Source organism: Saccharothrix xinjiangensis (genome assembly GCF_039527585.1).
Taxonomy (GTDB): domain Bacteria; phylum Actinomycetota; class Actinomycetes; order Mycobacteriales; family Pseudonocardiaceae; genus Actinosynnema; species Actinosynnema xinjiangensis.
The window spans coordinates 134,067-146,379 of the sequence record NZ_BAAAKE010000025.1 but is presented as its reverse complement, the minus strand read 5'-3'; the positions used below and the strand labels follow the sequence as shown (position 1 = coordinate 146,379).

At 76.7% G+C, this 12,313-nt stretch carries 2 protein-coding genes; both read left to right on the top strand.

The genetic code is table 11. The features are described from left to right. Window positions 1-21 precede the first annotated feature (21 nt). Entirely contained in the window at window positions 22-5,022 is a 5,001-nt protein-coding gene (locus ABD223_RS34290) for a type I polyketide synthase (RefSeq protein ID WP_425564065.1), read from the top strand. A 93-nt stretch (window positions 5,023-5,115) separates the two neighbouring features. Next, window positions 5,116-12,285 carry an SDR family NAD(P)-dependent oxidoreductase gene (locus ABD223_RS34285; RefSeq protein ID WP_344040881.1) on the top strand — a complete coding sequence of 2,390 codons (7,170 nt, stop codon included), beginning with the start codon at window positions 5,116-5,118 and terminating at the stop codon, window positions 12,283-12,285. The last annotated feature ends 28 nt before the right edge of the window (window positions 12,286-12,313 follow it).

The window sequence follows — 12,313 nt, the reverse complement described above, 5'->3', positions numbered from 1 at the left end:
GCGTGGCGACCGGACAAAGGACTGAGCAGGATGACGAACGAGGACAAGCTCGTCGACTACCTCCGCTGGGTGACCGCCGACCTGGACGACACCAGGCGGCGGCTGCGCGAGGCCGAGGACCGGGACACCGAGCCCGTCGCCATCATCGGGATGTCCTGCCGCCTGCCCGGCGGGGTGGCCTCGCCCGAGGACCTGTGGCGGCTGGTCGACGACGGCGTGGACGCCATCTCGCCGTTCCCCCGCGACCGCGGCTGGGACGTGGGGGCCGTGTTCGATCCCGAGCCCGGCAAACCCGGCAAGTCCTACGTCCGCGAGGGCGGTTTCCTGCTCGGCGCGGGCGACTTCGACGCCGCGTTCTTCGGCATGGGCCCCAAGGAGGCCGTCGCCACCGACCCGCAGCAGCGGCTGCTGCTGGAGACGGCGTGGGAGGTGCTCGAACGGGCCGGCATCGACCCGGTGGCGCTGCGCGGCAGCCGCACCGGCGTCTTCGTCGGCAACAACGGCCAGGACCACGTGATCGGCCTGTCCCGGAGCGAGGCGGGCGGGTCCGGCTACGGCGTCACGGGCGCGACCGCCAGCATCCTGTCCGGCCGGGTGTCCTACACGTTCGGGTTCGAGGGCCCGGCGATGACGGTGGACACCGCGTGCTCGTCGTCGCTGGTGGCGCTGCACCTCGCGATCCAGGCGCTGCGCCGGGGCGAGTGCCCGCTGGCGCTGGTCGGCGGGGTCACGGTGATGACCACCCCGACGCTGTTCGTGGGGTTCAGCGGGCAGCGCGGCCTGTCGCCGCAGGCGCGGTGCAAGGCGTTCTCGGCCGACGCGGACGGCACGTCGATGGGCGAGGGCGTCGGCTGGCTGGCCGTGGAGCGGCTGTCGGACGCCCAGCGCCACGGCCACCGGGTGCTGGCGCTGGTCCGGGGCAGCGCGGTCAACCAGGACGGCGCCAGCAACGGCCTCACCGCGCCCAGCGGGCCCGCGCAGGAGCGGGTGATCCGGCAGGCCCTGGACCACGCCGGCCTGGCGCCGCTCCAGGTGGACGCCGTCGAGGCCCACGGCACCGGGACGAGCCTGGGCGACCCGATCGAGGCCGGGGCGCTGCTCGCCGTCTACGGCGCCGACCGGCCCGCCGACCGCCCGCTGCACCTGGGCTCGGTGAAGTCGAACATCGGCCACACCCAGGCCGCGGCGGGCATCGCCGGGGTCATCAAGCTGGTGCAGGCCCTCGGGCACGGCGTGCTGCCCAAGACCCTGCACGTCAAGGAGCCCACCCCGCAGGTCGACTGGAGCTCGGGCGCGGTGCGGCTGCTCACCGAGCGGCGCACGTGGCCGGAGACCGGTCAACCGCGCCGGGCGGCCATCTCGTCGTTCGGCGCGAGCGGCACCAACGCCCACGCCGTGCTCGAACAGGCGCCGCCCGCGCCGCCGCGCGAGCCGGCCGCCGAGTCGCCGCGCGACCCGGCCGCCACGCCGCCGCTGCTGCCCTGGGCGCTGTCCGGCAAGACCGGGCCGGCGCTGCGCGCGCAGGCCGCCAGGCTGCTCAAGCACGTCTCGGGGCGCACGGACCTGGCGGCCGGGGACGTCGGCCGCGAACTGGCCCGCCGCAGCTCCTTCGAGCACCGGGCCGTGGTCCTGGGCGCGGACCGGGACGAGCTGCTCGGCGGCCTGGCGGCGCTGGCGCTCGGCGAGGGGTCGCCAGCCCTCGTCCAGGGTCGCGCCGGTGGCGGCCTGGCCGTGCTGTTCACCGGCCAGGGCGCGCAGCGCGCCGGCATGGGCCGCGAGCTGCACGCCGCGTTCCCGGTGTTCGCGGCGGCGTTCGACGCGGCGTGCGAGCACCTGGGACCCGGCCTGCGCGAGGTCGTGCTCGGCGGCGACACCGCGCTGGAGCGGACGGAGTTGGCGCAACCCGCGCTGTTCGCGTTCGAGGTCGCCCTGTTCCGGCTCGTCGAGTCGTGGGGCGTGCGGCCGGACGCGGTCGGCGGCCACTCCGTCGGCGAGATCGCCGCCGCCCACGTCGCCGGCGTCCTGTCGCTCGCCGACGCGTGCGCGCTGGTGTCCGCGCGGGGCCGGCTGATGGGCGCGCTGCCGACCGGCGGCGCGATGGTGGCGGTGGCCGCGGCCGAGGACGAGGTCCTGGAGGTGCTGGCCGGGCACCCCGGCGTGGACGTGGCCGCGGTGAACGGCCCGGCGGCCGCGGTGCTCTCCGGCCCCGAGGACGCGGTGCTCGCGGCGGCCGGCGCGCTGGCCGGGCGGGGTCGGCGCACCAAGCGGCTCGCGGTGAGCCACGCGTTCCACTCCTCGCTGGTCGACCCGGTGCTCGCGGACTTCGCGGAGGTGGTGCGCTCGCTGGCGTTCCACCCGGCCGAGCTGCCGGTGGTGTCGCTGCTGTCGGGCCGCGTCGCGGACCCGGCGGTGTCCACGTCGGACTACTGGGTGCGGCACGTCCGCGAGACCGTGCGGTTCGCCGACGGCGTCCGGGCCCTCGCCGACGACGGCGTGACGGCCTTCCTCGAACTCGGCCCCGACGCCGTGCTGACCGGCCTGGGCGCGGAGGGCGGCGTGACCGGCGCGGCCTGGGTGCCCTCGGTGCGCCGGAACCGGCCCGAGGCGGCGGCGGTGCTGGAGGCGGTAGCCCGGGTGGCGGTGCGCGGTGCGGCGGTCGACTGGGCGGCGCTGTTCCCGGGCGCGGGCCCGGTGGACCTGCCGACCTACGCCTTCCAGCACGAGCGCTTCTGGCTGCTGCCCGACCCGGCGGGTTCCGGTGCGGTGGAGCCGGGCCCGGTGGGGACGGGCGCAGTGGGGTCGGGCGCAGTGGGAACGGGCGCGGACCCGGTGGACCGGCGGTTCTGGGACGCGGTCGAGCGGGCCGACGTGGCGGAGCTGGCGGACGGGGCCGACGAGGACGCCCGCTCGGCGCTGGACGTCGCGCTGCCCGTGCTGGCGCGCTGGCGCCACCGCAGGCGGCAGGAGGACGCCGTGGGCGGCTGGTTCCACCGCGTCGAGTGGACCGCGCTGCCCGACCCCGCGCCCGGCGCGCTGACGGGCCGCTGGCTCGCGCTGGTGCCGTGGGACCGGGCCGAGGACGGCTGGGTGCGCGAGGTCGTCGACGGTCTCGTCCGCCGCGGCGCGGACGTCGAGCGCCTGGAGGTCGACCCCGGCACGAGCCGCGCCGCCCTGGCCGAGGAGCTGGCCCGGTGCGCGGGCGACGACCTGTCGGGCGTCGTGAGCCTGCTCGCGCTCACCCGGCCCGGCCCGGAGCCGGTCCCCGCCGGCCTGGCCGCGACCGCGGTGCTGGTCCAGGCCTTCGCCGACGCGGACGTGGCGGCCCCGCTGTGGTGCCTGACCCGCGAGGCCGTGCACGTCCCGCTGCCCGACCCGGACCAGGCGGCGGTCTGGGGCCTCGGCCGGGTCGCCGCGCTGGAGCACCCGGACCGCTGGGGCGGCCTGGTGGACCTGTCCGCCGCGCTCGACGAGGCCGTCGCGTCCCGGCTGGCCGCCGTGCTCGGCGGCGCGACCGGTGAGGACCAGGTGGCGGTGCGACCGGGCGGCCTGGCCGGCCGACGGCTCGTGCGCCTGGAGACCCCCGCGCCCGGCACGTTCCCGGCGAACACGCCGGCAGGTACCGCGCCGGCAGGTACCGCGCCGGCAGGTACCGCGCCGGCCGGCGTCGAGTCGGCAGGTACCGCGCCGGCAGGTACCGCGCCGGCCGCCGGCGAGTCCGCCGGCACCGTGCTGATCACCGGCGGCACCGGCGGGATCGGCGGGCTGGTCGCCCGGCGGCTGGCCGAGCGCGGCGCGCGGCACCTCCTGCTGACCAACCGCACCGGCCTCCGCGCGCCCGGCGTCGAGCGGCTGGTGGAGGACCTGGCGGCCCTGGGCGCGATCGCCGAGGTGGTCGCGTGCGACGTGGCCGACGGGTCCGCGCTGGCCGGGCTGCTCGCCGGCGTCCCCGCCGACCGGCCCCTGACCGCCGTGTTCCACACCGCGGGCGTGATCGAGACCCGCGACCTCGTCGACACCACGCCCGAGGTGCTCGACGCGGTGCTGCGCGGCAAGGTCGCGGGCGCGCGGAACCTCGACGCGCTCATCGGCGACGAGGTCGGCACGTTCGTGCTGTTCTCCTCCATCTCCGGGGTGTGGGGCAGCGGCGGGCACGGCGCGTACGCGGCGGCCAACGCGTTCCTCGACGCGCTGGCCGCCCGCCGCCGCGCCTCGGGAGCCGCCGCGACCTCCGTCGCCTGGGGACCGTGGGCCGGGGGCGGCATGGCCGCCGGGCCCGACGCGGAGCGCGCCGCCGTCCGCCACGGCCTGCCCGCGATGGGGTCGGCCGCGGCGCTGGCCGCGCTCGGCGTCGCGGTGGAGCACGACCTGGGCTGCGTCACCGTCGCGGACGTCGACTGGTCGCGGTTCGCGCCGCTGTTCACCGCGCAGCGCCCCAGCCGGCTCCTCGGCGACCTGGCCGCGCCGCCGCCACCCGCCGAGCCGGTGGCGGGCGACGACGTGCCCGACTGGGTGCGGCGGCTCGACGGCCTCGGCGCGGCGGACCGGGAGGCCGAGTTGCGGAAGCTGGTGCGCCGGGAGGTCGCCGCGACCCTCGGGCACGTCGACGACCGCGCGGTCGAGGTCGACCAGGCGTTCCGGGACATCGGCTTCGACTCGCTGGCGGCGGTGGAGCTGCGCAACCGGCTCGTCGAGCGGACGGGCCTCGCGCTGCCGAGCAGCCTCGTGTTCGACCACCCGACCACGGCGGTCCTGGCCGGGCACCTGGCGGGCGAGCTGGACCGGTCCGGTCCCGACCCCGCCGCCGACGTGCTGGCCAGGCTCGACGAGCTGGAGGCCGCGCTCGCGCGGCTCGGCCCGGCCCGGGACGTGGTCGAGCCCCGGCTGCGCGCCGTGCTCGCCGGAGCGGGCGCCGGTGCGGCCGGCAACGGGACCGGCGGCGCGGCCGAAGACGTGGTCGAGACCCTGCGGGACGCGAGCCTCGACGACCTGTACTGGTTCGTGGACAACGAGTTCGGTGCCTGATCACCGGTCCGCGACGCGCCACGCCGGCGCCGCGGTTCCCCCTGACCCCGCGCGGCTGCGCGTTCCGGTTCCCCGATTGGTGGTAACAGCCTGATGTCCGAGGACTCCAAGCTCGCCGACTACTTCAAACGCGTCACGGCCGACCTGTACCAGACCCGGCAGCGGCTGCGGGAGGTGGAGGAGCGCGCCGCCGAGCCGATCGCGATCGTCGGCATGGCCTGCCGCTTCCCCGGCGGCGCGGCCTCGCCGGAGGAGCTGTGGCGGCTCGTCGCCGACGAGGTGGACGCCATCTCCGGGTTCCCGGTCAACCGCGGCTGGGACGTCGACTCCCGGCACGACCCCGACCCGGACCGCACCGGGACGTTCTACGTGCGGGAGAGCGGGTTCCTGCACGACGCCGACCGCTTCGACCCCGCCTTCTTCGGCATCAGCCCGCGCGAGGCCCTCACCATGGACCCGCAGCAGCGGTTGCTGCTGGAGACCGCGTGGGAGGCGTTCGAGCGGGCCGGGGTCGACCCGGCGGCGCTGCGCGGCAGCCGGACCGGCGTGTTCGCCGGCGTGACCCACAACGACTACGTCTCCCGCTTCCGCGAGGCGCCCGAGGGCTTCGAGGGCCAGATGCTCGCGGGCGGCGCGGCGAGCGTCGCCTCGGGCCGGGTGTCCTACACCTTCGGCCTGGAGGGCCCGTCGGTGGCCGTGGACACGGCGTGCTCGTCGTCGCTGGTGGCGCTGCACCTGGCCGTGCAGTCCCTGCGGCAGGGCGAGAGCTCGCTGGCGCTGGCGGGCGGGGTGACCGTGATGGCCACCCCGGCGACCTTCGTCGAGTTCTCCCGCCAGCGCGGCCTGGCCGCGAACGGGCGCTGCAAGCCGTTCGACGCCGCCGCGGACGGCACCGCCATGTCCGAGGGCGCGGGCTGGGTGCTGTTGGAGCGGTTGTCGGACGCGGTGCGCCACGGTCACCGGGTGCTGGCGGTGGTGCGGGGCAGCGCGGTGAACCAGGACGGCGCGTCCAACGGCCTGACCGCGCCGAGCGGCCCCTCGCAGCGGCGGGTGATCCGCCAGGCGTTGGCCAACGCGGGGCTCTCGACGACCGAGGTGGACGCGGTGGAGGCCCACGGCACGGGCACGGCGTTGGGCGACCCGATCGAGGCCCAGGCCTTGCTGGCCACCTACGGGCAGGGTCGTGAGACCCCGTTGTGGCTCGGGTCGATCAAGTCGAACATCGGCCACACCCAGGCCGCCGCGGGCGTGGCTGGTGTGATCAAGACGGTGATGGCGTTGCGGCACGGCCTGCTGCCGCGGTCGCTGCACCTGGAGGAGCCGACACCGCAGGTGGACTGGTCCTCCGGCGCGGTGGAGCTGTTGCGCGAGTCCCGGTCGTGGCCGGAGACCGGCAGGCCGCGCCGGGCCGCCGTGTCCTCCTTCGGCGCCAGCGGCACCAACTCGCACGTCATCCTGGAGCAGGCGCCCGACACCGCCGCCGACACCGCGCCGGCGGGCCGCGCGCTCCCGGCGGTGCCGTGGGTGTTGTCGGCTCGCACGGAGCAGGCGTTGCGGGCCCAGGCGGCGCGGTTGCTGGAGTTCGTCGGGAACGACCCTGATCTGTCCACAGTGGACATCGGGTACTCGTTGGCGACCACGAGGTCGTCGCTGGAGCACCGGGCCGTGGTGGTGGGTCGGGACCGGGACGAGCTGGTGCGCGGGTTGACGGCGCTGGCCGAGGGCTCCACCGCCGCGAACGTGGTGTCGGGCCGGGCCGGCCCGGACGACCGGGTGGTGTTCGTGTTCCCGGGTCAGGGTTCGCAGTGGGTGGGCATGGCCGCCGGTCTGCTGGACACCGAACCGGTGTTCGCCGAGGAGTTCGCCGCCTGTGCGCGCGCCTTGGCCGACTGGGTGGACTGGTCGCCCGAAGACGTGCTCAGGGGCGTCGAGGGCGCGCCCGACATGGACCGGGTGGACGTGGTGCAGCCGGTGCTGTTCGCGGTGATGGTGTCCTTGGCCGCCCTGTGGCGCTCCTACGGGGTCGACCCGTCGGCCGTCATCGGCCACTCCCAGGGCGAGATCGTCGCCGCGCACGTCGCCGGCGCGATCTCCCGAGAGGACACCGCCCGCGTGGTGGCGCTGCGCAGCCGGATGCTCGCGCCGCTGTCCGGCCTGGGCGGGATGATGTCGGTGCGGCTGGGCTACGACGAGCTGCTGCCGCAGTTGGAGCCGTGGGGTGACCGGATCTCGGTCGCGGCGGTGAACGGCCCGCAGGCCGTGGTGGTCTCGGGAGAGCCCGACGCCCTCGACGAGCTCCAGCGGCACCTGACCGACCGGGACGTCACCGCCCGCCGCATCCCGGTCTACCTCGCCGGGCACTCCGTGCAGGTGGAGCGGGTCCGCGACGAGCTGCACGCCATCGTCGCGGACCTCGCGCCGACCTCCGTCGCGGTGCCGTTCTTCTCCACCGTCACCGGGCAGCAGGAGGACACCGCCGGGCTGGACGCGGACCACTGGTTCCGCAACGTGCGCCACACCGTGCGGTTCGAGGGCGCGACCAGGACCGCGCTGGAGCGCGGTTTCCCGCTCCTGCTGGAGATCAGCCCGCACCCGGTGCTCGTGGTCGGCATCCAGGGCACCATCGACGACACCGACGCCCGCGCGCACACCTGGGGCACGCTGCGGCGCGACGAGGGCGGCCTGGACCGGTTCCTGCTGGCCGCCGCGCAGGCGCACGCGCACGGCGTGCGGGTCGACTGGGCCAGGGCCTTCGAGGGCGGCGACGCCCGTGCGGTCGACCTGCCGACCTACGCGTTCCAGCAGGACGGCTACTGGCTCGCCGACGAGGCCGGCGCGGGCGACGCCGCGTCGATGGGCCTGACCGCCACCGGGCACCCGCTGGTCGGCGCGGAGATCTCGCTGCCCGACTCCGGCGGCGTCCTGCTCACCGGGCGGCTCTCGCTGCGCACCCACCCCTGGCTGGCCGACCACGCGGTGCTGGGCACCGTGCTGGTGCCGGGCACCGCGCTGCTGGAGCTGGCCGTCCGCGCCGGCGACCGGGTGGACCGCGGGCACGTCGAGGAGCTGACCCTCCAGTCGCCGCTGCCGCTGCCGACCTCGGGCGGCGTGTCGATCCAGGTCGCCGTGGGCGAGCAGCAGGTCGACGGCGGGCGGCCGTTCGCGGTCTACTCCACGCCCGAGGACGCGGCGGACGCCGAGGAGGACTGGACCTGCCACGCCACCGGCCTGCTCGTCGCGGCGGCGGGCGGCGGCGCGGACGGTCGGCTGGGCGAGTGGCCCCCGCCCGGCGCGGAACCGCTGCCGGTCGAGGGCCTGTACGAGCGGCTGGACGCGATCGGCTACCACTACGGCCCGGTCTTCCGGGGCCTGACCGCCGCGTGGCGGTCGGGTGACGACCTGTTCGCGGAGGTCGAGCTGCCCGAGCAGGCGGTGGGCGACGTCGAGCGGTTCGGCCTGCACCCCGCCCTGCTGGACTCGGCGCTGCACGCCGTGCTGCTGTCGGCCGCGGACGAGCTGGAGCGCGGCGGGGCCGCGCGCCTGCCGTTCGCCTGGACCGGAGTGCGGCTGCTGGCGACCGGCGCGACCGCGCTGCGCGTGCGGCTGACCCGCACCGCCGCCGACTCGGTCGCGGTGACCTGCTACGACCCGGGCGGCGAGGTCGTGCTGACCGCGCGGTCCCTGGTGTCCCGGGAGGTCTCGCCCCGCGACCTGGAGCCGGCGGGCGGGCACCACCGGTCGCTGTTCGCGCCGCGCTGGTCGCCGCTGCCGGTGGCGGGCGCCGCGCCGGGCACGGGCCGCTGGGCCTCGCTCGGCGACTCGCCGGTCACCGCGGCGCTCGGCGCGACCGACACGGCGATGCGCCCGTTCGACCGGTGGTCCTCGCTGGCGTCGTTCGTCGCCGAGGGCGCGGTGCCGCCGGCCGTGGTCGTCCTGCCGGTCGACCCGCCCGCCGGGGACGACGTGCCGGCGCTGGTGCGCGAGGTCGCCGCGCACGTGGTGGACGTCGTCAACGCGTGGCTGACCGACGAGAACTTCGCCGGGTCGAGGCTGGTCGTGGTGACCACGGGCGCGGTGGCCGTCGAGGACGGCGAGTCGCCCGACCTGGTGACCGCGCCCGTGTGGGGCCTGCTGCGGTCCGCGCAGACCGAGAACCCCGACCGCGTCCTGCTCGTCGACGTCGACGAGCTGCCCTCGGGCGCGGCGGTCCTGCCCGCGGTCGTGGACACCGCGTTCGCCGCCGCCGAACCGCAGGTGGCCGTGCGCAAGGGCGTCGCGTTCGCCGCCCGGCTGGCCCGGGTCGCCACCGACGGCCTGCTCGACGCGCCCGCGGACGGGCCGTGGCGGCTCGGCCTGACCGGGGCGGGCACGCTGGAGAACCTGCTGCTGCAACCCGCGCCCGAGGCCGCGATGCCCCTGGCCGAGGGGCAGGTGCGGCTCGCGGTGCGCGCGGCGGGCGTCAACTTCCGCGACGTGCTGATGGCCCTGGGCGTGTACCCGGGCACGCCCCGGCTCGGCGGCGAGGGCGCGGGCGTCGTCACCGAGGTCGGCCCCGGCGTCACCGACCTCGCGCCCGGCGACCCCGTGATGGGCGTGTTCGACAGCGCGTTCGGCCCGACCGCCGTGGCTGACCGGCGCGCCCTGGTGCGCGTGCCGGAGAACTGGACGTTCGAGCAGGCCGCGGCGATCCCGGTCGCCTTCCTCACCGCCCTCTACGGCCTGCGCGACCTCGGCGGGCTGCGCGCCGGGCAGTCGGTGCTGGTCCACGCCGCCGCCGGCGGTGTCGGCATGGCCGCCGTGCAGCTCGCCCGGCACTACGGCGCCGAGGTGTACGCGACGGCGAGCCCGGCCAAGTGGGACGCCGTGCGCGCGCTCGGCGTCGACGACGACCACCTGGCGTCGTCGCGCACCACGGACTTCGCGGACGCCTTCCCGCAGGTGGACGTGGTGCTCAACTCGCTGACCGGCGACCTCCTGGACGCGTCGCTGGACCGCACGGCGCCGTCCGGGCGGTTCGTCGAGATGGGCCTCGCGGACGTGCGGGACCCCGAGCGGGTCGCCGCCGAGCACCCCGGCGTGTCCTACCTGCCGTTCCAGCTGATGGAGGCGGGCATCGACCGCGTCGAGGAGATGCTGGCCGAACTGGTCGGGCTGTTCGAGTCGGGCGCGCTGGCGCCGTTGCCGGTGCGGGCCTGGGACGTGCGGCGGGCGCCGGAGGCGTTCCGGTTCATCTCGCAGGCCCGGCACGTGGGCAAGGTCGTGCTGCGGGTGCCGCGCCGACCCGACCCGGACGGCACCGTCCTGGTCACCGGCGCCTCGGGGATGCTCGGCGGCGTCGCCGCCCGGCACGTGGTCAAGCAGGGCGCGCGGCACGTGGTGCTGCTCAGCCGCCGCGGCGCGCCGGCCGACCTGGTGGCCGAGCTGACCGCGTCCGGCGCGGAGGTCGTGGTGGCCCGCTGCGACGTGGCCGACCGGGACGCCTTGGCCGCGGTGCTGGCGGCGGTGCCGCCCGAGCACCCGCTGACCGCCGTGGTGCACACCGCGGGCGCCCTCGACGACGGCGTGTTCGGCTCGCTGACCCCCGAGCGGCTCGACGTCCCGCTGCGCCCCAAGGTCGACGGCGCGTGGCACCTGCACGAGCTGACCGCGGACGCCGACCTCGCGGTGTTCGCGCTCTACTCCTCGGCCGCCGGCGTCCTCGGCACCGCGGGCCAGGCGAACTACAACGCCGCCAACGCCTTCGTGGACGCCATGTCGCTGTGGCGCAGGGCCCGCGGCCTGCCCGCGGTGTCGCTGGCGTGGGGCTTCTGGGGTCAGCTCAGCGAGATGTCCGGGCACGTCGGCGAGGCCGACAGGTCGAGGATGACCCGCGGCGGCATCACCCCGCTGGGCTTCGAGCAGGGCATGGCGCTGTACGACACGGCCCTGGAGGTCGACGAGGCCGTGCCGGTGCCCATCGGGCTGAAGCCGAGCGCCTCCCGCCTGCCCGACGGCGGTGTCCCGGCCCTGCTGCGCGACCTGGTGCGGGTGCGCACCCGGCGCGCGGTCGACCGGACCGCGCCCGGCGCGGGCGGCGAGGGCACCTCCGACCTGCTGCGGCGGCTGGCGGCGCTGCCCGCCGGTGAGCGCGCGCGGGCGCTGGCCGACGTGGTCCGCGCCGAGATCGCGGTCGTGCTGGGCCACGTCTCCGCCGACGGCGTCCCGACCGACAGCACGTTCCGCGAGCTGGGCTTCGACTCGCTCACCGCGGTGGAGCTGCGCAACCGCCTGAACGCCGCCACCGGCGTCCGGCTGCGGGTGACCACGATCTTCGACTACCCGACCGCGGACGAGCTGGCCGGGTTCCTCGTCGGGGAGCTGGAGGTGCCGGACGACGCGCGGCCGGAGGCGCCGGCGACGCCGGCCGCCGAACGGGCCGCGGGGCCGGAGGACACGGTGGTGTCCCTCTACCTGCGCGCCGTGGAGGAGGGCCGCTTCGAGGACGGCATGGTCATGCTCACCGCGGCGGCCCGGCTGCTGCCGGTGTTCACCGACGTGGCGTCGGCGGGCGCGCCGCGGCTCGCGCGGCTGGCGTCGGGCTCGGCCCGCCCGTCGCTGACCTGCGTGGTGCCGCCGATCGCGCCGATGCTCGACACCGCGTACTCGATGTTCGCCGCCGGGCTGCCGGAACCGCGCGACGTGTCGGCGCTGCGGCCGCTCGGCTTCACCGAGGGCGAGCCGGTGCCCGCCGACCTCGACGCGCTGTTCCGGGTCTGCGGCAACGCGGTCCTGGAGGACGCCGGGATCGACCCGGTCGTGCTCGTCGGGCACTCCTCGGGCGGCTGGATCGCCCACGGCGTCGCGAGCCACCTGTGCGACCTCGGCCGCCCGCCGGCCGCGGTGGTGCTGCTGGACACCTACTGGCCCGGCGAGATGGTGGTCACGGTGCGGCGTGACTTCATGCGCGCCCAGGCCCGCCGCCACGAGCTGCTGTCCGAGGACAGCGGCGCGGCGCCGCTCGGCCACCAGCTCATCGCGATGGGCGGCTACCTCGGCATGTTCGACGACTGGCGGCCCGCGCCGACGCGGGTGCCGACGCTGCTGGTCCGCGCCGGGCAGTACATGTCGGGCGAGGACAAGCCCGCCGAGGTGCGCGAGCAGCCGTGCACCGACGGCACGTACCACGACGTCGCGGTCGTGCCCGGCAACCACTTCTCGATGATGTCCACCCACCCCGGCACCACGGCCGCGGCCGTGCACGGGTGGCTGGAGCGGGTCCTGTGACCGACCGAACCCCGTTGACGAACCCGGG